Source organism: Paenibacillus sp. WC2504 (assembly GCF_052682475.1).
Window position 1 is genome coordinate 3,097,398 of sequence record NZ_JBQZFH010000001.1, and the last position, 22,329, is coordinate 3,119,726.

23 protein-coding genes and 1 other RNA gene are annotated in these 22,329 nt (G+C 44.9%); 18 read left to right on the top strand and 6 right to left on the bottom strand.

The window, feature by feature from the left end:
• The first annotated feature begins 72 nt into the window (after positions 1–72).
• An RNA gene (rnpB, locus tag ACUN27_RS13515) (RNase P RNA component class A) lies at positions 73–490 on the top strand.
• 106 nt (positions 491–596) lie between these two features.
• On the opposite strand, the gene ACUN27_RS13520 is transcribed toward rnpB, so the two are convergent.
• Positions 597–2,537 carry a S8 family peptidase gene (locus tag ACUN27_RS13520; RefSeq protein WP_326060572.1) on the bottom strand — a complete coding sequence of 647 codons (1,941 nt, stop codon included), beginning with the start codon at positions 2,535–2,537 and terminating at the stop codon, positions 597–599.
• Between the two features lie 173 nt (positions 2,538–2,710).
• On the opposite strand from ACUN27_RS13520, the gene ACUN27_RS13525 reads away from it, so the two are divergent.
• The 9 genes from ACUN27_RS13525 to ACUN27_RS13565 all read left to right on the top strand — a co-directional run bounded on the left by ACUN27_RS13525 (position 2,711) and on the right by ACUN27_RS13565 (position 10,872).
• Complete coding sequence (locus ACUN27_RS13525; RefSeq protein WP_127451891.1) at positions 2,711–3,211, top strand: YpuI family protein; 501 nt, start codon at positions 2,711–2,713, stop codon at positions 3,209–3,211.
• A gap of 78 nt (positions 3,212–3,289) precedes the next feature.
• The gene (locus ACUN27_RS13530) at positions 3,290–4,384 is read left to right on the top strand and encodes a glycoside hydrolase family 15 protein (RefSeq protein ID WP_326060571.1); all 1,095 of its coding nucleotides are present in this window, start codon (positions 3,290–3,292) and stop codon (positions 4,382–4,384) included.
• Positions 4,385–4,431: 47 nt separating this feature from the next.
• Entirely contained in the window at positions 4,432–4,647 is a 216-nt protein-coding gene (locus ACUN27_RS13535) for a DUF1540 domain-containing protein (RefSeq protein ID WP_274469359.1), read from the top strand.
• 2 nt (positions 4,648–4,649) lie between these two features.
• On the top strand, positions 4,650–5,075 hold the full coding sequence (locus ACUN27_RS13540) for a hypothetical protein (protein ID WP_326060570.1): 426 nt from the start codon (positions 4,650–4,652) through the stop codon (positions 5,073–5,075).
• Positions 5,076–5,425: 350 nt separating this feature from the next.
• On the top strand, positions 5,426–6,718 hold the full coding sequence (locus ACUN27_RS13545; RefSeq protein WP_157322301.1) for a hemolysin family protein: 1,293 nt from the start codon (positions 5,426–5,428) through the stop codon (positions 6,716–6,718).
• 145 nt (positions 6,719–6,863) lie between these two features.
• On the top strand, positions 6,864–7,562 hold the full coding sequence (locus tag ACUN27_RS13550; protein ID WP_326060569.1) for a lytic transglycosylase domain-containing protein: 699 nt from the start codon (positions 6,864–6,866) through the stop codon (positions 7,560–7,562).
• Positions 7,563–7,725: 163 nt separating this feature from the next.
• On the top strand, positions 7,726–8,904 hold the full coding sequence (locus tag ACUN27_RS13555) for a cysteine desulfurase family protein (protein WP_445559034.1): 1,179 nt from the start codon (positions 7,726–7,728) through the stop codon (positions 8,902–8,904).
• A complete protein-coding gene (gene thiI / locus ACUN27_RS13560; protein ID WP_315951431.1) occupies positions 8,901–10,109 on the top strand; it encodes a tRNA uracil 4-sulfurtransferase ThiI in 1,209 nt (402 codons plus the stop codon). Before ACUN27_RS13555 ends, thiI begins: the two co-directional genes overlap by 4 nt.
• 82 nt (positions 10,110–10,191) lie before the next feature.
• Positions 10,192–10,872 carry a TerC family protein gene (locus ACUN27_RS13565; RefSeq protein ID WP_445559035.1) on the top strand — a complete coding sequence of 227 codons (681 nt, stop codon included), beginning with the start codon at positions 10,192–10,194 and terminating at the stop codon, positions 10,870–10,872.
• Positions 10,873–10,962: 90 nt separating this feature from the next.
• Here ACUN27_RS13565 and ACUN27_RS13570 read toward each other — a convergent pair whose 3' ends face one another.
• The gene (locus ACUN27_RS13570) at positions 10,963–12,171 is read right to left on the bottom strand and encodes an MFS transporter (protein WP_326060566.1); all 1,209 of its coding nucleotides are present in this window, start codon (positions 12,169–12,171) and stop codon (positions 10,963–10,965) included.
• Between the two features lie 216 nt (positions 12,172–12,387).
• On the opposite strand from ACUN27_RS13570, the gene ACUN27_RS13575 reads away from it, so the two are divergent.
• The 6 genes from ACUN27_RS13575 to ACUN27_RS13600 all read left to right on the top strand — a co-directional run bounded on the left by ACUN27_RS13575 (position 12,388) and on the right by ACUN27_RS13600 (position 16,320).
• Complete coding sequence (locus ACUN27_RS13575) at positions 12,388–12,870, top strand: LiaI-LiaF-like domain-containing protein (protein ID WP_326060565.1); 483 nt, start codon at positions 12,388–12,390, stop codon at positions 12,868–12,870.
• Positions 12,871–13,034: 164 nt separating this feature from the next.
• Positions 13,035–14,876 (top strand): translational GTPase TypA, encoded by a 1,842-nt coding sequence (gene typA / locus ACUN27_RS13580; RefSeq protein ID WP_315951427.1) that lies wholly within the window; start codon positions 13,035–13,037, stop codon positions 14,874–14,876.
• Between the two features lie 125 nt (positions 14,877–15,001).
• Positions 15,002–15,289 (top strand): YlaH-like family protein, encoded by a 288-nt coding sequence (locus tag ACUN27_RS13585; RefSeq protein ID WP_315951425.1) that lies wholly within the window; start codon positions 15,002–15,004, stop codon positions 15,287–15,289.
• Entirely contained in the window at positions 15,286–15,714 is a 429-nt protein-coding gene (locus ACUN27_RS13590; protein ID WP_326060564.1) for a hypothetical protein, read from the top strand. The genes ACUN27_RS13585 and ACUN27_RS13590 overlap by 4 nt, the downstream gene beginning before the upstream one ends.
• 1 nt (position 15,715) lies before the next feature.
• A complete protein-coding gene (locus tag ACUN27_RS13595; protein WP_326060563.1) occupies positions 15,716–15,997 on the top strand; it encodes a hypothetical protein in 282 nt (93 codons plus the stop codon).
• Between the two features lie 179 nt (positions 15,998–16,176).
• Positions 16,177–16,320, top strand: a complete 144-nt coding sequence (locus tag ACUN27_RS13600; protein ID WP_315951421.1) for a hypothetical protein — start codon at positions 16,177–16,179, stop codon at positions 16,318–16,320.
• A gap of 42 nt (positions 16,321–16,362) precedes the next feature.
• On the opposite strand, the gene ACUN27_RS13605 is transcribed toward ACUN27_RS13600, so the two are convergent.
• A complete protein-coding gene (locus ACUN27_RS13605) occupies positions 16,363–16,908 on the bottom strand; it encodes a YhcN/YlaJ family sporulation lipoprotein (protein WP_315951419.1) in 546 nt (181 codons plus the stop codon).
• Between the two features lie 110 nt (positions 16,909–17,018).
• Here ACUN27_RS13605 and ACUN27_RS13610 point away from each other — a divergent pair, with 110 nt between their 5' ends.
• On the top strand, positions 17,019–18,350 hold the full coding sequence (locus ACUN27_RS13610) for a PhoH family protein (RefSeq protein ID WP_127451916.1): 1,332 nt from the start codon (positions 17,019–17,021) through the stop codon (positions 18,348–18,350).
• Positions 18,351–18,404: 54 nt separating this feature from the next.
• Here ACUN27_RS13610 and ACUN27_RS13615 read toward each other — a convergent pair whose 3' ends face one another.
• The 3 genes from ACUN27_RS13615 to ACUN27_RS13625 all read right to left on the bottom strand — a co-directional run bounded on the left by ACUN27_RS13615 (position 18,405) and on the right by ACUN27_RS13625 (position 21,094).
• Complete coding sequence (locus ACUN27_RS13615) at positions 18,405–18,893, bottom strand: hypothetical protein (RefSeq protein WP_315951415.1); 489 nt, start codon at positions 18,891–18,893, stop codon at positions 18,405–18,407.
• 37 nt (positions 18,894–18,930) lie between these two features.
• Positions 18,931–20,025 carry a coiled-coil domain-containing protein gene (locus tag ACUN27_RS13620; RefSeq protein ID WP_326060561.1) on the bottom strand — a complete coding sequence of 365 codons (1,095 nt, stop codon included), beginning with the start codon at positions 20,023–20,025 and terminating at the stop codon, positions 18,931–18,933.
• 103 nt (positions 20,026–20,128) lie between these two features.
• The gene (locus tag ACUN27_RS13625) at positions 20,129–21,094 is read right to left on the bottom strand and encodes a hypothetical protein (RefSeq protein WP_445559036.1); all 966 of its coding nucleotides are present in this window, start codon (positions 21,092–21,094) and stop codon (positions 20,129–20,131) included.
• 90 nt (positions 21,095–21,184) lie between these two features.
• On the opposite strand from ACUN27_RS13625, the gene ACUN27_RS13630 reads away from it, so the two are divergent.
• A complete protein-coding gene (locus ACUN27_RS13630; RefSeq protein WP_445559037.1) occupies positions 21,185–22,306 on the top strand; it encodes a class I SAM-dependent methyltransferase in 1,122 nt (373 codons plus the stop codon).
• Positions 22,307–22,329 lie beyond the last annotated feature (23 nt).

The window sequence follows — 22,329 nt, forward strand, 5'->3', positions numbered from 1 at the left end:
CTAATGGCAGGCGAGGAAACGAACAACAGTTGTATTTCGGAGACATTCCTAGTATACTAGCAAATGCGTCGGAAAGTTTGACAGACAATCGCTGGCTGTGGGTAAGCCACAGCGAGAGGAAAGTCCGGGCTCCATAAGGCAGGGTGCTGGATAACGTCCAGTCAGCGCGAGTTGAAGGATAGGGCCACAGAAATGGACCGCCGATGGCTCATCTTCGGATGAGATCAGGCAAGGGTGGAACCGTGGTGTAAGAGACCACGAGGTTCTATGGTGACATAGATCCTGGTAAACCCCACTTGGAGCAAGACCTAGAGGAACGCTAGCTGTCTTCGAGACAGCAGTCTTCGCCTGAGACGCGTTCGGGTTGGTCGCTTGAGCTGTGCAGCAATGTATGGCCTAGATAGATGATTGTCGCTTCAATGGTGGCAGGGGACAGACGCCCGTTATGACCACCGGAAGTACAGAACCCGGCTTACGGCAAACTTTCCATACTGTCGGTTACCCGCAAGGCTTCGGCTTTGCGGGTATTTCATTTTTTGCAAGCAAAAAGGCCACCCTAGGTTTCGAATAAATCGAAACCATAGGGCAGCCTTTTTTTATTTGTACAAGGCAACTCCTGCATATTTCTTGGAAACAAGATTCATCTGCCGAAACCAGCGGGAAGGCCAGTCGAATCCGATATTCGGTTGTTCTTCCGCTTTTTGAACGGCTTTGACGACGTCGATCAGACCATACCCGAAGTATTTATCATGACCCGGGGTACCAATATCTTGTGCAGTGTCTCTCATTATTTGATAAACTTCCGTATTTTTCAAATTAGGGTTTGTAGAGCGGATCAAAGCTGCTAATGCTGTCACATGCGGGCTCGCCATGGAAGTGCCTGACAATGCGGCATATTGATTGTTAGGATACGTACTTGCGATACTCACACCCGGCGCCGTTACATCAATATAGTCTCCGTAATTGGAAAAAGGAGCTTTGTTGTTCTCTGCATCGCTGGCTGCGACAGCGAACACCTCAGGATAAGCGGCCGGGAAGCCTGGCCGTTCCGTATTGTCATTTCCGCTTGCCGCGATTAATGCCACGTCTTTGTCGTAGGCATATTTAATAGCATCATGCAGAAATCCGGAATCCGCATAGTTGCCTAAACTTAAATTCATCACTTTGGCACCATGATCAGCAGCCCAGATAATGCCTTGAGCCACGGAATAAGTGCTGCCTGCGCCGGTTTGATCCAAGACTTTAACCGGCAGTACTTTGTTATACCAACTGATTCCTGCTACTCCTAAATTATTGTTAACCAGAGCTGCAATGACTCCTGTTACGTGAGTTCCGTGCCCAACATCATCCTGCGGTTGATCAGCGCTGCTGATCACATTATAACCAGGCAGAAGCTTATCTTTTAAATCTGGATGCTGCAAGTCCACTCCTGTGTCTACAACAGCCACAATGACATCTTTAGTGCCTCGGTTTAACTGCCAACCTTGTTCAGTTTCAATCAGTGGTAGATTCCATTGATACCTGCTGTACAAATTGTCATTAGGCTTGAAATTCGGAGCAATGCTCGTTGTTTCGTCAGGGCTTGTTGTGCTGTCAGTGCTATCGGCATAGTCGCTTGAATCCTTTGCATCGGAAGCTTCTTGATCATCATAATAATCATTGGTCAAATATAAGAAATGAGGCTCAACATAAGCGACATCCCATTTTTTAAAATAGGCCATTAAAGCTTTAGCTTCCATGCCTTCCGTGCGGAAAACATAAGTGTAGCCCAGCTTTTGCATCGAATTGGCTTTGATTTCCGACTTAATTTGAGATAATTGAGCTTCGGTAGGGTCTTTCTTGAACTTAACGACAACTTCGTTTTGATGATAGTGGCTCGTGCCTTGATTATCTTCCGGATGATCCACCACTTTGTCTTTTAAAGTATCTGTATCTACTGACTCGACTTTCCAACGATTTTCGTTTGGATAAGGCTCCAGACGTAAATTTTTCATCTGATGGTCAGTTACTTGATGAAGAATGTCCTGATGAATAACGCCTATGAGCGAAGAGTTACCGTCTGTAGATGGAGTCCCCTGGACAAAAAACACCTGCTGCGCGGCCCCAAATTTCGGTGACTGATAATGCTTGCCTGACTCTGTAGCTGCTTTGGCTTCCGCTAAATACTTACTTGCTTGATCTTTGTAGGATGCAGGAATTTCTCCAACTTTTATCCCTTGATCCAAAGCTTGTTTGTTTTTTGACCAAATCAGAACATCCATTTTTTCATGCTGTGTCTTCATATCCCCAAGCACTTTGGCTGCGGACTCACCTGATTCAATTTGCGAAATCATCTTGGTGTAATCAATGGAGCACTGGGAGCGGCATAAATCATCAGTTAACTTCACATCTTGCTGTAGTAAGGAAAGCTTCTGATCCGTCTCATACTTCGCGCTGTAAACCTCAGGACCAGGTGTATTCTCGTTATTCGAGTGGTGGGGAAATAGAACGAAACCTAATCCAAGAACTAGACAAATAGAAGATAGATAACGCCACATCGATAGTCCTCCTTCTGAACTCGTTTCTCCGCTTCTGTCAGCAAATGCAGTGTCTTTGATTAGAGTGAGGTTCGAGGGATTCTTTTATGCATGGAATCGGGAGTTTTACATATACCTTTTCAGGTTAATTTATGGTAGGATAGGAATAGCGCAATTAGAGGAGGTCTTCATAAATGGCTGTTTTTAATGTCAAAAATATTTGTGATTCAACACGAACGAAGTTAAAAGAAACAACCGCTAAAATGGAGCTGTTTCTGAATCAACATTCGCTTTCACAACTCAATGTAGAGAATGATCCCGCTATGGATGAATTTTATCGTGGTTATCTCCAAGATACGCGTCATCTATTAGTTTTCTGTGAAGTGGCCTATGAGAAATTGGGCGTAAGCTTGAGACGACCAACTTTTAATGTTGATTTTTCGGAAAAAGTATTGTATGAGGTATATCATACTTGCGTGAATACATTTTTCTATCCTAAGAATGAATGCTACTCCGAGGATGGGCGTTATGCTTATACCGGACAAGATGCTATTCGTTTCCGCAAAAAGCCTTCCCGTGATGTGAGAGATTTAACCATTGAATTGTCTAAAGTATTCGAAGAGCTTCGCGAAGATCTGGCTTATTATGAGACAGATTACATCACGCAGCGCCGTATGCAAGGTGAAAAAGTATAATTGTGATGTAAAATTACAAAAGATATAAGGGATGCGGCTAGTAGCGCATCTCTTTTCTTTTAAAAGGGGACATGGTGCATGCAGCGTGAACAGTTAATCAACCACTCGATCTCGATTATTAAAGGCAATCAGCATCCTCGCGGGGGGTACATCGCATCTCCACTTTTCCCGCCTTATGCATACAGTTGGCTGCGAGACGGAACATTTATAGCAAATGCAATGGATTGTGTGGGGGAGACAGACAGCTCAGCGCTTTTCCATAGATGGGTTGCTGGAGTATTAAAGAACAAACGTTCGCATGTTGATGCGCTTATACATAAACACAATAACAAAGAGTGGATCGACCGTTCCGAGTTTTTGGGGACACGATATCATCTGGATGGCCGAGACGATGTTTCGGAATGGGGCCACTTTCAATTGGATGGTTATGGGGCTTGGCTGTGGGGACTTACGGAACATGTGAAAACGACCGGGAATAAAGAGATGCTGAATGAACTCCGAGAAAGTATTGAGATTACAGTTGATTATTTGATGACGTTCTGGCATTACCCGAACTTTGATTGTTGGGAAGAGTTTCCAGATTATGTTCATCCTGCAACGCTGGCCTGTGTGTATGGCGGTTTGAAGGCACTGGGAGAATTAGAGCAGCGTCCTCAGCTGTTGGAGAAGGCGTCTATGGTTAAGAACTTCATCCTTAACAATTGCGTCTACGAGGGCCGATTTGTGAAGTCTGTTCACTGTCTGGATGAAATATGGAAACCAGCCTTAACGGGCGTAGATGCAAGTCTGCTGTGGCTTGCCGTTCCATTTGGCGTATGCGAAGCAGACGAGCCTATTATGCGGAAAACGGTACAAATGATTGAGAGTGAACTGAAACACGAGGGTATTCAGCGCTATGTCGAAGACCGTTACTATGGCGGCGGTGAATGGCTTCTGCTAACGGCCTGGTATGGGTTGTATCAAGTAGAACTCGGAAACCGTGATGAGGCGCAGCGCTGTCTGGAATGGATCATAAGCAAAGCTGATCACCTTGGACGCCTTCCTGAACAAGTCCCTGATCAACTCAGAGAGTCTTCTGCGTATTCGGAGTGGTTGGGCAAATGGGGGGAACCCGCGTTGCCGCTGCTATGGTCTCACGCGATGTTCTTGGTGCTATCTGACAGTCTTGCCTGAGCATAGCTCGCCCTAATAGCGGGCAAATTGTTAGTGGGGTGATGACTATGCCAGATGTAAAATGTTCAGTTGCCAACTGCGAATATTGGACGCAAGGTAACAACTGCAACGCAGGAACCATCATGATTGAAGTAGATCAGCATGCCAACGCCAGTTACAATGAAGAATTTGCAGGGGAATCATTCGATACCGATCATCAAGATGCAGCGAGCAAAGCCGCGAACACTTGCTGCCACACCTTTCAAGCAAAGAAGAAGCAGTAATCATGCGCCAGCATGGAGGCAATTTGGATAAAACCACCAAGGAGCGGTTCCAGAGGGAGCAGCTTAGGACTGAAAGTGGTTTGAACAACAAGGAAGAATATGCAGCCGAGATAACAGCGCCCTCGCGGAGAATTCATTATGCCGAGCCTTATCAAGCAAAACATGCAGAGGTTCAGAAGTCGGATGTTTCCGATGAGGAAATCGACGATTTAGTTGAAGCTGTTACGCGCAATAAAGCGGTAGGATACATCGCTTTGTTCGTCGCGTTGGCTTCACTCTTTGTATGGCCTGTACTGCTTGGCGTATCGGGCATTGTGTTAGGGGTTATTGCATTCCTGATGGGCAATAAGGGAATCGGTACCTGGTCAGTTGTGCTTGGTTTTATAGCTGTTGCTGCCTATTTTTTACTGTTTCCTTTTTACTCTTAGTGTTGGACAAACATGGTGGAAAAGCAAGCCGAGATATCGGCTTGTTTTTCTTTTTTAGAAAGAAAATCAGGTATTTTCGTGTTTTAGAGGGGTAATTAGCGGGTTAAGACTCATTATGGCATCATTTTAAACCCTATACTCCCGTTTGCTCGTACTATTTGGCTTCAAGAGTCATATTCGCACCTTTGAATGATTACAGTATTATTATATAATGAAAAGTGATAATTCAACTTTAAATTAAAATTAAGGGAGGTGTACCTACTCTCCTTGGTGCGTCTAACCGCGCTTGACAGGGGATAGGTAAGGTATTGGAAGATCCTTTGCCCGAAACGTTAATTAGCTTCTTATTAATGTTTGGACTGGTGTTACTGAATGGTTTTTTTGTCGCAGCTGAATTCGCGATGGTGAAAGTAAGAGGTAGTCGAATTGATTCCCTTGTAGATGAAGGTCGCCGTAATGCGAAATTTGCGCAAGGAATTATGAACAATCTCGATGCGTACTTAGGTGCTTGTCAGCTCGGGATTACACTTACTTCGTTGGGACTTGGTTATGTCGGGGAGCCGACCTTTGCAAAAATTTTGGAACCATTATTCGCTCCGCTGAATTTACCAGATTCGGTGTTCCACACGATTACCTTTATTATTGCCTTTTCATTGATGACTACTTTGCATATTACACTGGGCGAGCAATTCCCCAAAACCTATGCAATTCGTAAAGCTGAACAGATCACGTTGCTTTCCTCGGGACCGATGGTCTTATTTTACAAAATCATGTATCCATTTATTTGGTTGCTTAACGGGATCTCCAACTGGATGCTTCGCCGCGCCGGCATTGAACCGACAACGGAACATGAATCGGCGCATACGGAGGATGAAATTCGCGTCCTCATGAAAGAAAGTCACAAAAATGGACTTATAGATAATACAGAGCTTACGCTTGTTGATAATATATTCGGATTCGCCGAGACAACAGCCAGAGAAATTATGATTCCAAGAACTGAGATGGAATGTTTGTATGCAGGGCTTTCTTATTCGGAGAATCTAGCGATAGCGATTAAGGAAATGCGCACACGCTATCCGGTATGTGATCCGGACAAAGACAACATTATCGGCTTCGTTCACATCAAGGATTTGCTCAAGCCGGATGCTAACTTGAAAGGCATCAAGAAAATTATCCGCCCGATTACGACGGTGCCGGACTCCATTCATATCAGTGACTTGCTGAAAATGATGCAAAAAAGAAAGAGCCAGATGGCGCTGCTTATTGATGAATACGGCGGAACATCAGGACTTGTCACACTGGAAGACATCATGGAAGAAATCGTTGGTGAAATTCAGGATGAGTTTGACGAGGAACGTCCAACGATCGAAATCAAAGATGAGAACACGTTTTCTATTGACGGTCTGCTCTTGATCGATGAAGTGAATGATTACTTCGGGCTTGATATCGAGTCCGACGATTATGATACTATTGGCGGTTGGATCTACTCACAGACAGAGATTCCGCCTAGCAAGAATCAACAAGTGACCTATAACGATGAATTCTTGTTCATCGTGGAAGAAACGGATCATTTGCGAATTTCAAGATTAATTGTTAGAAAAATGACGGAGCAAGATGAGTTTCTACAACAGAACATCTCTTGAACGGATAGAGGGACAGTCGAATGACTGTCCCTTTTTTTTATTTTGCGGGGCTCGCAGGGAGGAAACGGAAATTTTAGGATAGTCGGAAGGGCACAAAACGTGTACAATAAAAACAACGAATGATATACGAAACGAGGTCTGACGGATGAACAGCACGAACAGTATTGATCCAAGAGTTCTAAAAGAGCTGCTGCAGCTTCAGGTGATGGGGAGAATTAATTTGTTATCCGGGGATACCGACACATCCAGTACGGATGATTCCAGTGACTTCAGCACGCTGCTGAATACGTTAATGGGACAAGCTTCTGGTTCTGGTCTTGACGGTCAATCCTTGCTCAATCCGATGACAGCGAATAACGTACCTGGTTCCTTGGGCGCTTTGAATAAAGCCTACACCCCTCACCAAAGTTGGAGCCGCACGACTTCTACTTCACAGTTTGATGATTTGATTAAAGAGGCCAGTGCGAAATATGGCGTTGATGAATCACTTGTGAAAGCAGTCATTCAGCAGGAATCTGATTTCAATCATCAGGCGGTTTCCCCGGCTGGCGCTAAAGGTTTAATGCAGCTAATGGACGGCACCGGACGCGGCTATGGCGTGACGAATCCGTTTGATCCTAAGCAGAACGTGGATGCAGGTACGCATTTCTTGAGCAATCTGATCCAAAAGTACAATGGCAATGAAGGAGTTGCTCTTGCTGCGTATAATGCCGGTCCAGGTCGTGTGGATCGCTTAGGTATTAAGAATGACCAGGACTTATCTAATAAATTGCACCAATTACCGAAGGAAACGCAAGCATATGTTTCTCAGGTATTAGGGCATAAGATGAAATTTTCACTCTAAGCGGCAATTTCAAAAAGCTGATTTTCGCATGAATCATGCGGAGATCGGCTTTTTGTGTTCGTCGGTATGCTTGAGTTATGAGCAGTTTTAAGCTTTAATGATGAAAGGAAATTATTTTGATTGCGCAACTGCAGGGCATGGAAAAAGGGGAATCAGCAAGAACATGCTATATTTGGATAACGCGGCAACCACACCGCCATATAACGAAGTCGTCGATACGATAGCAGAAGTTATGAAATTGCATTATGGAAACCCATCCTCCATTCATGGATTAGGTGTCCAAGCAGAGAAGCTGCTGCAGAGCGCTAAAGAAGTGATTGCGGGAGCTTTAGGCGTAGTGCCAGCTAGTATTATCTGCACGTCCGGAGGAACGGAGAGTAATAATCTAGCCATACGAGGTGCTGCCTACCACTATCAGAACCGAGGCAAGCATCTAATCACTACACAAATTGAACACCCATCTGTGAAGGAAGTTTTCCTTAGTTTGGAGCGAGAAGGATTTCGCGTAACCTATTTGCCCGTTAACCGGAACGGCTGTCTGGAAGTAGAGACGCTTCGCGAGGCCCTTTGTGAAGATACCATATTGGTCAGCGTCATGTATGTCAATAACGAAGTAGGCACAATTCAGCCGATTCAGGCGATCGGGCAGTTACTTGCCAAGTATCCGAAAGTGATGTTTCATGTAGATGCTGTGCAAGGCATCGCAAAACTTCCATTTTCGATAAAAGAATGGGGCATAGATTTATGCAGTGTTTCTGCGCACAAGTTTCGCGGACCCAAAGGGGCGGGCTTTTTGTACCGCAGAGAGGGTGTGCAGCTGAGACCGCAGCTCGTTGGCGGGGGCCAAGAAGATGGACTTCGCTCAGGAACGGAGAACGTTCCGCTCATCGTTGGGATGGCCAAGGCGCTGCGCCTATCCATGCAAAACTTGCCAGCGAAGCTGGAGCATAAATACCGTCTAAGACGTCATCTTGTAGACGGTATTCTAACGATTCCGGAGCTAACCTTAATGGGATCCGAGCGTCATGAGGAGATGGCTCCGCACATTGTCCATTTTGCTTTTACCGGAATGAAAGCGGAAGTTGTCGTTCATGCGTTAGAGCAAAGACAAATCTATATTTCAACGAAATCAGCTTGTGCTTCAGATGCCACTGATCCCAGTGAAGTTATGCTGGCGTTAGGGTGTACGCGTGAGCAAGCGGTCAGCGGGCTTAGAGTCAGCTTTTCGGATGATCATAAAATAGAGGATATTGACCAATTTTTGCTAGCACTTAGGGAAGTTGTGAACGAACTTTCTCCCATGTTAAGCAAATCAACAGCCAGAAAGGGGCAGCAAAAATGAAACCGGATTGTTTAATCTTGCGTTTTGGTGAATTGACACTGAAAGGCAGGAATCGTAAGCGTTTTGAGCATAGCGTCATCAAGCAAATTCGTAAAGTTTTAGGGGCATTTCCAGATTTGAGGTATATTCCGGAGTACGGGCGCGTATATGTGGAGCTAGGGGGAGCAGCGTATGAAGAGGCTTCGGAGGCCTTGCAGCGCGTGTTTGGACTGGCATCGTTCAGCCCGGCCTACCATGCTTCTATGGAGCCAGAAGCGATTAAAGAAGTTGCACTGCGCATTATGCAAAATTTTCCTAAACCTCCAAGTACCTTTAAGGTGAATGTCCGGAGGGTCAATAAATCTTTTCCGTTAGACTCCCAGGAAATGAATTATCTCATCGGTGGCTACATTCTTGAAGCAATCCCTGGTTTGCAAGTGGATGTTCGCCATCCAGAAATCGAACTTCGTGTAGAAATTCGTGAAGATCAAGTCCTTTTGTATGCAGAAGTTCTCGAGGGAGCGGGCGGATTCCCGGCAGGCACGAGCGGCAAGGCGCTGCTGATGCTTTCCGGAGGGATTGATAGTCCTGTAGCAGGGTGGTTAGGGATGCGAAAAGGGCTGACTCTCGAAGCGATACACTTTCACAGTTATCCTTATACAAGCGAGCGGGCAAAAGATAAAGTGATAGATCTAGCTCACCAGCTTTCAGGGTATACAGATTCTATCAGGCTGCACCTCGTGCCATTTACGGAAGTGCAGACGTCCATACACCGTGAATATAAGGATAACTTATTAGTCACGCTGATCCGAAGAGCTATGTATCGCATTGCGGAGCAAATTGCCGATCGTGAAGGTCTAAGCGCGTTGGTAACTGGAGAAAGCTTAGGACAGGTGGCCAGTCAAACGCTGCCAAGCTTGAATGTGATCGGCCGTGTAGTTACCTTGCCGATTTTGCAGCCGCTGATGATGATGGACAAGCAAGAAATTATTCGAATTGCCGAAACCATCGGCACATTCCCGATTTCCATTTTACCTTATGAAGATTGCTGCTCTTTATTTCTTCCTCCTTCTCCGAGCACCAATCCGAATCTGCAAATGGTCGAGCGAATCGAGAACGGCATGAACTTTTTACCGGAATTAATTCAGAAAGCCGTGGAACAAACCGAAACAATTGAAATCGTACATGGTCAAATGAAGAAGGTGCCCGATCAGCATTTCTTCTAAATGCTTCTACGGCGCCGAACAGTAGGTGACTTCATCACCACTCTTCACCAGCTTGCCATGCATCCCGGGAGGAAGATAAAGCATGATTGATGCGCTCATATTGTTTTTACAAATTATGTTGATAAATATTGTGCTTAGCGGCGATAATGCAGTTGTTATTGCGCTGGCGAGTAAAAATCTTCCCGTTGAACAGCGTAAGCTGGCCGTGTGGTGGGGGGCTTTCGGAGCCATAGCGTTGCGGCTTGTGCTGACATTAGTAGCTGTAAGCCTTCTCGATATTCCCTATATTCAAGCGGGCGGATCGATCTTATTGTTCTGGATTGCCATCAAACTACTGACCGATGATGATAGCCATGCGAATGTGAAAGAGGCTTCAACGCTGGGCAAAGCGATCTGGACTATTATCGTCGCGGATTTCGTGATGAGTCTTGACAACGTGCTGGCGATTGCAGCCAAAGGCAACGGCAACAATACGGTCGTCATATTGGGGATTGGACTTAGTATCCCGATCATCATTTGGGGAAGCACGCTAGTTATGAATTTGCTGCACAAATATCCGGTTCTTGTTCTTTTAGGGGCAGGAATTCTTGGCTATACAGCAGGTGAAATGTTCGTAAAAGACGAGAAAATGATCGATTGGTTCCTTCACGATTACGAGTTTCTACATGTTTGGATTCCGATTGTAGCATCCGCGCTTGTCATTGTGATTGGGGTATCCGTGAAATGGTTGAGATTGATGCAATTAAAAACAAGAAACGAATAGGGAACAGAAACCGCCAAGCTGGTCTTATCCAGCGAAGCGGTTTTTTTTGGCAGGAGAACCTCAGCGTAGCGGCAGAGTCCGTTACATTCCTTATCGCTGTGGAAGCTGGATGCTGCGCCAAACGTGCCAAAAGCTCCATCCGTATATAAGCAGAAACACAATGATTAGTACGCTTGAGAAGCGGTACATGAGCGCATAGCTGCCACTTAAGTTCGCCAAAGCGCCAAGAACCATGGCACCCAGTCCTATGCCTAAGTCGTTGGCGGAGAAGAAGGTTCCGTTGGCCGCGCCACGCCGATTAGGGGCTGCGCGAGCAATCGTCCATGCCTGCAAGGCAGGCTGAATGGAACCAAAGCCGATCCCATAGCAAAGTGCCGCAATTGCCAAGCTGAGTTCTGTGTGAGCGTATGAAAGCAGAAGCAGTCCGGTTATCGTGAAAAGTGCTCCAGGCAGCAGCACCCATTCAGGTCCTTTTCGATCAAAAAGCACGCCAGTTATAGGTCGTACAATGAGCACCATGGAAGCATTGCATAGAAAAAAACAACCTACATTAGAAATACCGGCTTCAAGGCCGAACAAAGTGATGAAAGTCACGATCCCTCCATAACAAATGGCCGTACACAGCAGTAAAATGGAGGGGAGCAAAGCCGTACGTTCCCATAGGCGATCAATTAGCTTCGGCTTTTGAACTGACTTTTCGACAGGAAAAGGTTTGGAGTAGGAAATAAAAAGTGAACTAAATAAGGAGAGCACAGCCAGCAGTGTAGAAATCAAAAGAACGCGATGGAAACTGTAGGTTTGCATAATCCATAATCCGGTAAGAGGAGCAAGCGCCATGGCAAACGTATTGGATAATCCGTAATATCCCATACCTTCCCCGCGCCGTTCGGGCGGAATGATATCAGCGATTACCGTTCCTAAGGATGTCGTAGATATGCCCCAACCAATCCCGTGAACGAATCGCGCGGCAAGAATGAGTGTAATGACAGCCATATACGAATAGCCGGCTATCGTAAGCGCACAGATCGTTAAGCCAACTAGCAACACGTGCTTTCTACCTAGGAGGTCAAGCGCTCTGCCGGCAAATGGGCGGGTTAGAAGTGAGGAAATGGTAAAAATACCGATAACGAGCCCGACTTGAAAGTCATTCCCCCCTAACTGCGATATATGTGTAGGAATGGTTGGGATCAGCATTTGAAAGCTAAAAAAGAGCAGTAAATTGGACAATGATGTGACGAGAAAGGCTTTGGTCCAGAGTGGTTTTCGTTTTTTCTTTTCATTTTCAGATAAAGATTTCATGTGGCCTCCCATGTTGAACGTATGCAGACCTGCTAGATCGAGGGAAATCAGGCAGCACGCCTTTAAGTATGCCCCAAGGAAGGTAATTGAACGCAAAAAACGGCGTACCCGCAAATAGCTTGCAGGCTAGCAATTTTGAGCAAGGTACGATAAACTACTTGTTGAATGGTGTCGAAAGTGACATCGAATTGACAAGTGAAATAGGAGGGAATTGTTATGGCTAGAAATAGCTACTCCATCGGTATCCTGTTAATTGGCCTGGCCGTATTATTGCTTCTTGGGAAATTAGGCGTTATTCACTTTATTTTTTCCTTCTTCTGGCCTCTTGTTTTGCTTGCACCCGGACTGCTTTTTCACATTTTGTTTTTTAATCGCACTTGGCCGGCAGGCGTGCTTGTCCCTGGAGGTATTTTGACGACATATGGTTTGATGTTCTTTTTCTGCAATATATTTGGTTGGGGTTCAATGAGCTATCTCTGGCCAGGATTCATACTCGGCGTAGCCATCGGATTATATGAGTTGCATCTGTTTGATCGTGGAAGCGACCGTGGGGTGTGGATCGGCGCACTAGTGCTTGGTATCCTTTCAGCTGTACTTTTCGGAATCACGCTGCTTGTCAAATTAGGGATATATGTAATCGCTTTGATCCTTGTTGCAGCGGGGCTTCTTATGATTTTCCGCAGGAAAAATGTGTGGTAAACCGGATGTGTTTTATGTAAAAGTTTTATGTTGCTCGTCAATTATCTTGCATAATGTCGAGAAACTGCGTATAATAAACATAAATGTCAAGCGTCGGCGCTTTTGTCCGACGCTTGTTTTATGAACAGAGACGAAAATTATAGGGTAGAGAGGGTTTGACATTCATGCAAGCAAGAGAAAAGATCCGCAATATTGCAATTATCGCTCACGTTGACCACGGCAAAACAACACTCGTTGATAAATTACTTCAACAATCCGGTACATTCCGTGACAATGAAGCTGTCCAAGAAAGAGCGATGGACTCAAACGATCTCGAAAGAGAACGCGGTATTACCATTCTTGCAAAAAATACAGCGATTAATTATAAAGATTACCTTATTAATATCGTAGATACACCTGGACACGCCGACTTTGGCGGTGAAGTAGAACGTATCATGAAGATGGTTGACGGCGTTTTGCTCGTTGTTGATGCCTTCGAAGGTACAATGCCGCAAACCAAGTTCGTTCTTCGCAAAGCCCTTGAAAGCAACTTGAAGCCTGTTGTTGTCGTTAACAAAATTGACCGTCCGAACGCTCGTCCAGCTGAAGTTGTGGATGAAGTGCTAGACTTGTTCATTGAACTTGGTGCTACGGATGAGCAGCTTGATTTCCACGTGGTTTATGCTTCCGCGTTACAAGGTACTTCCAGTCTTGACCCTGATAAACAAGATCAGAACATGGAAGCTATCTATGAAACAATCGTTACACACATTCCTTCTCCAACTGAAGATGTGGATCAACCGCTGCAATTCCTCGTTACACTGATGGATTACAACGAATACCTTGGTCGTATCGGCGTAGGTCGTGTGAACCGCGGTAAAATCCGTCAAGGCCAAACCGTTGCGGTTATGACTCGTGAAGGCGGTCAAAAGCAAGCGAGAATCGAGAAGCTATTCGGCTTCAATGGTTTGAAACGAATTGAGATTGAAGAAGCGGCTGCAGGGGACATCATTGCCATAGCCGGTATCAAAGATATCAACATTGGTGAAACGGTAGCAGATCCAGCGAACCCTGAAGCTTTGCCGGTATTGAAAATCGATGAGCCGACACTGCAAATGACATTTGTCGTGAATAACTCGCCGTTCGCAGGTCGCGAAGGTAAATGGGTTACTTCCCGTAAAATTCGTGAGCGTCTGTACAAAGAACTTGAAACAGACGTAAGTTTACGCGTTGAAGATACCGACAGCCCTGATGCTTTCATCGTATCTGGCCGCGGTGAGCTTCACTTAGGTATTTTGATCGAAAACATGCGTCGTGAAGGCTTTGAATTGCAAGTTTCCAAACCGGAAGTTATCATCCGTCAAGTTGACGGTCAAAAAATGGAGCCGATCGAGCGTTTGATCATCGACGTTCCAGAAGACAGCATGGGTTCCGTTATGGAGAGCTTAGGCTCACGTAAAGCGGAAATGGTCAATATGATCAACAACGGCAGCGGCAACGTTCGTCTTGAGTTCTTGATTCCAGCACGTGGTTTGATCGGTTACAGAACGAACTTCTTAACATTGACTCGTGGTTATGGAATTATGAACCACGCTTTCGACAGCTATGGTCCATACCAAGGAGCTAACGTTGGTGGACGTCATGAAGGCGTGCTTGTATCCAGCGAAACAGGCGTTTCCACGCTGTACGGAATTCTTTCCGTAGAAGATCGCGGTATCCTGTTCGTTCACCCACAAACGGAAGTTTACGAAGGCATGATCGTTGGTGAGCACACACGCGACAACGATATCATCGTGAACATTTGTAAAGAAAAAGCGGTAAACAACATCCGTTCCGCGAACAAAGAGGAAACCGTGAAAATGAAAACTCCTCGCGTATACTCTTTGGAGCAAGCTCTTGAGTATTTGAACGATGATGAGTACTGCGAAATTACGCCAAAATCCGTTCGTATTCGCAAAAAGATCTTGAACAAAAGCGAACGTGAACGTGCTGAGAAACAACGTAAAGTGGCTGAAGCGAACGTCTAGTTCACAAAGTGTTCTAAATAGGGGAAATGTCAGCCTTCCGGCTGCATTTCCCTTTATTTATTTGTGCAATTAAGCGATAATAAATAAGTTGACTTTACTTTTGAAGCGAAATGGAGTGTATGGTATTGACAGCGTTGAATGAATGGTTTGGAAATCACATTTACATCACTTATTTGTTAATCTTCATATTTATGTCTTATGTGTATAACAAAGTTTTTCGGACTCGCAAATTACCGGTTCTTAAGACAGCCGTTGTATACTTGCTTATGGCCATCGGTTCCATCATGCTGCTTGGTTTTCAGCTGGTAGGACTGCCGATTGTACTTTGCTTGACTGTAGCCATTTCTCTTATGTTTCTAGTTCGGGTACGTTATTTTATCGAAAAAAGAAGCGGGAGCAGTAACCCGGAATGACGAGATATTGGCTAACTCCAATTGTGAATAATTCGCCATTAATGCTTGGGGCTGACCGTATCAATTGCACGCCATTGAAAGCGTTGGAGTCGTTCCGAGAAATGGCAAATGGGAAGCACCCCAGATTGCTTGCGATGTTTAAATCCAGCCTGCTCTTAAGCGACGACGAGGAGTTATGCGGCTCAGAACTTGTAGAGCTGGATCTCGAGCAGTCTAAGGCGATCAGCTTTGATGGTAAGCCCTTTCATCTCTCGCATTGTGCAGAATCCTTTCTTGACCGTTTGCTTACACGTAAAGAGGCTCTTGAGCTTGTCTCCTCCTTGAAGTGTGATGTGGATTCTGAACATAGCAATTGGATAAATCAATGGCTTCGTTGGTTGGAGTCGGGTTATGATGTCATTTTACTCAGAGAGGATGGGCATTAAAATGAATCTCCAAGATACTTTTTTCAATTGGCTGCAAATGCAGATCGTCAGTGAAGCAAGACCAAGTGACGAGGCTGCCAAAGAAACACTTGATTTTTTTGCAATGATGCTGCATGAGGATCATGGCGTATGCCATATTGAACTAGTTGACGAAACGGATCCAATGAAAATTCACATTTCCTATGAACGTGAAGGAATCAAGAGCAGACAAAGCTTCGATCGTGAATCCGCTGAAAAGCTACTGGATGATATTAATGCCAATCCTATTTACAATAATCAATAGGCAGGAATTTTGGCGACATAACTTTTTTAATCCTACGTACAATAAGGTATATCTGGGTTAAAAAGGAGTGTTCGCATGACCTGAAAATAGATACATAATGGTGGAACGCTTGCCACCAGCTATGCTATACTGTTAGTGTAAGTAGCGTTTTCAACCACCTAGTAGGAGGCGCAAGCGATATGGCTGAACACATCACAGCTTTACCGGAGCAATTAATTGATCGCGCCCCAATGATGACAACAGTTGAATATGAGAAAACTTTTGCGTGCCGAGTAATTGTCAAGCCATCCGGCCAAGTTTTTGATGCGATAAAAAAAGCCTAGATCTGCTGTGTGCAGTCAGGCTTTTTGTTATCTTTCCGCGAATTATGGATTTGGATTCCCGGCCTGGTTCGCGTCATTAGGTCCTGTATTGTCTTGGGGATTGCGTATATCACGCGGCAATTGCGGCATAGCCCGACCCATGATATCCGCCATTTGCTCAGCGAACCCGGTAATCGGCCTTCCTGCTTTTACGTTATCCCGAATGTTGCGCAGCCGTTGATCTAGATCAAGATCTGCTGTTACGATGGCATTCACACCATAGGGATCTTTTTTGAGAGCTTCCGCTACCGAATATTTGACGGTGCCCACTCTCGAGCGATCCATATCTTTTCTGAGGTTGATGCCAACGACAGCAGTATTGCCGAATACAACACAATGCGCACTTTCAACTTGCGGGATACTGGTGGCTAGGCTTTCCAAACGTTCCGCAACAGCTTTAGAATCTTTGATCTCCAGCTTTTGTGGAGCAATTTGTTGTACCTTTACTTGTTTTTGATTTGTATCTTGAGAGGGGGCACCGCTTTTCGGCGCTTGACTACAGCCAACCGCGAGGGTCAGTACCAACGATAATACGCACAATAGTCTCACTTGAATCGATCCTTTCCTTGAATCTCGCGTTTAGTTTGTCCTGCACAGCTAGGTTGTATGTATGAAATATAACCAATGATCTGACGCCAAATCTGGGAGGGGACACACCAATGAAAAAAATTTACGTGTTAGATACCAATGTACTGCTTCAGGACCCTAATGCATTATTCGCGTTCGAAGATAATGAAGTAGTCATACCCGCCGTGGTGTTGGAGGAAATCGATTCTAAGAAACGAAATGCGGATGAAATAGGCCGAAATGCGAGACATGTCTCCCGATTACTTGATGGATTAAGGACCAAAGGTACCTTGTCTGACGGCATTAGCCTTGAACGAGGCGGAAGCATTAAAGTGGAGCTTAACCATCGAAGTTTTGCGAAGCTGCAGGATACTTTCTCTGAATTAACCAATGATAACCGCATACTTGCCGTGGCGCTCAACTATCATCTGGAAGAGCAGGCGAATGATATTCCGAGGCCTGTTATCATCGTTAGTAAAGATACGCTGGTACGGATCAAAGCTGATGTGCTGGGCATTCCTGCACAAGACTATTTAACCGATCGCATCGTAGCTCAAACAGATATGTACACAGGCTGCATCACCTTATATGTTCATCCGTCTGTGATTGACGAATTTTACTCATATCGGTTCTTAACCGTGACTTCATTGAATTTGGGTTATATGCTTCACCCGCATGAATTTGTTATCTTACGGGATGAGCTGGGTTCTTCGAAATCCGCTCTGCTGAAAGTAACGACAGATGCCAAAAAACTTGAGCCGCTCTTTATGAGTAACGATCCCATCTGGGGAATTGCCGCGCGAAATGCGCAGCAGCGCATGGCTCTTGAGCTTTTGCTCAATGACGATATCCCGCTCGTCACCCTGACTGGGAAAGCGGGAACTGGTAAGACGCTATTAACGCTTGCTGCGGGTCTCATGAAAATTGAAGATGACCGCAAATACAAAAAGCTGCTTATTGCTCGACCAGTTGTTCCTATGGGCAAGGATATTGGTTATCTGCCTGGCGAAAAAGAAGAGAAGCTGCGCCCATGGATGCAGCCGATCTATGATAATCTCGAGTATTTGTTTGATACGAAGAAACCCGGAGATATTGAGAAGGTACTGGCTGGTCTCGGCAGCATTCAAGTCGAAGCACTCACTTACATTCGTGGGCGTTCCATCCCAGGACAGTTCATCATTATCGATGAGGCACAAAACTTATCCAAACACGAGATCAAAACGATCGTATCTCGGGTTGGCGAAGGCAGCAAAATCGTTCTATTAGGCGATCCAGATCAAATTGATCATCCTTATCTGGATGCTTCCAGCAACGGATTAACCTACGTGGTCGAACGGTTCAAGCAAGAGGGCATCAGCGGTCATATTACGCTGGAGCGAGGCGAACGTTCCCATTTGGCCCAGTTAGCGGCTGATTTACTCTAGTACGAATAAACCCCTCCTCCCGGATGATCTGGGAAAGAGGGGTTTATTTGTGTGTTATGCGAGCACTTCGATGCGGCATCGATAAGCTTTGGCGATGCCTTGCATAAGCTCTTCGAGCTGACGATCGACAACATAAATATCACGGCCATGATCCTTGTAAAGGGCAAGAAGATGTTCTTCGATTTGCAGCGAGGCTTGATCGACATCCGCTTGCTTGCTGTCTTCTGTAAATCGGAAGGAGACGACCAGCTTCTCGTACAAGTAGTTATTCTCACCTTCGCTAGTAAATCCATAATCGCTGAAAAGATCCGTTAACTCAGCATCTGATGGCAGCAGCAGCAATTTCATTTGATCTGTATTAACGTTGAGTCCCGCCATCACCTCTATAACGGCGAATTTCTCGGCTTCCGAGCTGACAATGATCATTTCGTTGTCTTGATCGAAGACGTTTGCTTTGCCTGCCAGAGCTTTTTCGATTTGCGTATAGAAATCAACCAGCTTGCCATCAGGTACATCCATTAAAAGTCCAATTTTTGCTTCCATGCTAAGTCCTCACTTTATTTAATTATCCATAGCTAGTTTACAGGGATAATTTGAGTTTCACAACTGCGGTGCCGTTTTTCGTTTCCACACTGACGACATCCAGGTAACTGACGATTTTTTTGGGGATGAAGCCTAGTTGGAATTCCTTCGAGAAATCTTCAATTGTCGTATCTGGCAGCTGAAAACCGTTGAATTCAAGCTTATCCACCGCAAACCGAACTTCATTCATGTCGGGATTTTCCTTCAACAAGAACCGGCCTTCGATTGTCATCTGAATTTGATCTTTTTGACCTTTTGCGATAATGGAACCGTCGGTAAATTGAAAATTCAAATTTTGCAGCGACTCATTTTTGCCGTGCAGATAGGCGTTGAAATCCGTATCGCTGATCGTAATGACCGGATTTTTGATAGAAGATAAGTCCATGAATTTATTTTCTTTCGTTACATATTGCGGGAGTTCCCGAAATGCCGCGGACAAATTTTTCAAATACTCGCGGAACAAAGGGACGCCTTCTGATTTCCATTGATCGTTTAAACTCTTTATCTGTTCTTGAATGACCCCAGCTTGAGCGCTGACTGCGAGTTGTTTGTCCAATTCATCTTGGAGTTTGACGAGCCTTTCCCGCTGCCCAAGATAGTTATCTTTCGTTTTTTGCAGATCGGCACGGGATGTTTCGAGCTCTTTTTGTAAGCTTTTCAATTTATTAAACGAATCTGTAAAAGCTGCTAACGCGCGGTGATCATTGGATATGATCATTTGCAAATACTCGAACATGCGCAAAGCATCGGCGAAAGAACGAACGGAAAACAGCAGCATCCAGATCGAATCCCGATCTCCTGTGTAATATGCCCTCATCACATTGCCGGCGTGTTTGCGAGTGCTGTCAACATGACTGTTTTGTTTCGTGATATCTTGTTCATTTTGCTTGATTTGCAGGACAATTTTGGCGTCTTGTTCATTAAGCCGGTTTACTTCTTTATCGATTTCAAAAATGGTAAGTCCTTTCTGGACGAGTTCCTTGGCTTCGTCAACTCCTGGCTGTTTCTCTTCAGCTAGAGCAGGATGGAGCGGAAGCGTAAGCTGCATCATCAGCAGGATGGACAACATCATGGCTAGGAATTTATATCTCATTGAACGCATTCTCCCCCTATGAACAGATTATCATATTTCTATTAATTGAAGCACAAAAAAATACTTACCTCGGGGGACGAAGTAAGTATTTCCTATAGGTTTCTTATTTTTTGACAGGCGCTATGAGCTTCAGAATCTCATCAAAACTTTTGACATTCTTCGGTACTTCCTTCGTTAAAGCAGTTGCTTGATTGATAGCGTCGTACGTTTGATGAAGGACGATATGGTTCTCTTGGGGCTTGCCATCCACGGTCATTTGAAACACAACATCGATGGATTGATCTCGGATAAAACCGCTGTCGTCAATCGCGACGAACATTTTGCTTGGAGCTTTCAGCTGGATGGCACCAGGCGGTGATTTCTTTAGCTGATCCGCTTTGTCGGCCGGTATAAAGCCGTTATTTTGAAGAGTTCCGATAAACTCAGGCAGCTTAGTTTGAAACACGGTATTAATGTCTTTCTCATTTTTGCTTGTAAGCTCAACACTGATGGACTTGGCTGTTGATCCGTCCTTTAGCTTGACAGGCTCCTTGGCTTCTTTGTACCATTTTGGATCAATGCCGCTAAATACTAGATTGCCTAATGAGGTGGAAAGTTGAGAAGTGTTTTTCAACGTATCCAACGTTAATGGACTCTTGCTGGTTTGGCTCATTTGCTGCAAATCAATCGCATAATACTCGTCCGCCGTCTTATTTAATGCTGGCATATTAAAATACATTTTGTTATCTTTAATGAGAATTGGTATCTCGAAAGGGGACGTAGAGCCCTTAGGGGTAATTTTCAAATCCGTTTGGAATTGGAGCGGTTCTACATTGCTGATTCCTTTCCAATCTATCGTGCTGTCTTTGACCAAAGTTAAAAGGCTATTCGTCAAAGGGTTGGATGTTTTCAACAAAGCATCACTGAAGGCGAGTGTTGTGCTACCTTCAAAGGTGTAAGATTTCATTTCCTTCTGTTTATTGAGAGATTGTTCCAAAGCTTCTTTTACTTTTGTATTGTCTGTACAAGCTGTCAACGATAGCAAGCTGATGGCTGTTACCGCTGTAAGGGTTATCCATTTCTTTGACATGCGTGTTTTGTCTCTCCTTCCATGATCCTTATTCATTATAATGGTTTCCTGCTGCTTTGTCTTTAAGTAAAGAAATGGAGATGGCTTCAAATGGAAATTAAACTCGGACATCCGGAATTGGTTTCAACGATCATTCACGCCATACATACCGCAGAAAAACAGGCGATTTCGTTCCGGGACTATATGGAGCTATGCCTCTATAGCGAACCTTATGGGTATTATCGAAATGATAGCCTCAAAATCGGGAAAGAAGGCGATTTTTATACCAGTTCTTCCATCGGATCTGTGATGGGGGAAATGATAGCCTCCTTTATTGGAGATGAGCTTCAGAGAAGGGAACTTCTCGGTTCGGAACCGCTGCATCTCGTTGAGTGGGGCGGGGGAAACGGTCGCATGGCCCAACATCTCTTGGATGAATTGAAAAGAAGTGCACCGTCTGTTTACGAACGAGTAACCTATACGATAATTGAAACTAGTGCTTTTCACCGTGGACTTCAGCGTACTGCTTTGCATATGCACGAGCAGCTTCTTCGGTTTACAAGTGAGCAGGAATGGTTGGATGAGGAACCTCAAGCGAATATGTTTATTTTGGCAAATGAACTGTTGGATGCTTTTCCGGTCCATCGAATCCGATATGTAGATGGGATTTATCAGGAATCTTATGTCAAGTGGCAGGAACGAGATCGGATTTTTAGTGAGATTTGGCTTCCTATTAAGTCCAAGCCTCTATTAGACACCATAGACTGTCTAAAGGTTCATTGGTTAGATGGCCAAGTCGGTGAGCTTAATCTTGAGAGCGGAGCTTGGATATCACGAATTTCCAAGCGGATGACTAGCGGCAGTTGTCTTATAATTGACTATGGCGACGCCGAAGAAGAGTTGTTCGCGGCCCACAGGCACTTGGGCACATTGATGTGCTACCGGAAGCACCAAGCGCACGAGAATCCGTGGATCTATCAAGGTGAACAGGATCTAACTTCCCATGTAAACTTTAGTGCGGTGGAAGCAGCTGCTCTTCAGAGTGGTTTTGCCAATTGCCGGCTTGTGACACAGAAAGATTTTCTAGTGGAACGTGGTATTTTGGAAAAATTGCAAAATCATTACGATCCCAATCCCTTTAGTGAAGTTTCTAAGCGCAACAGGGCCATCAGGCAGTTGCTCCTTAGTGATCAAATGAGCGAACTGTTCAAGGTGCTGATTGCTGCGAAATGAAAAAAGGTGAACCGATGGACAAC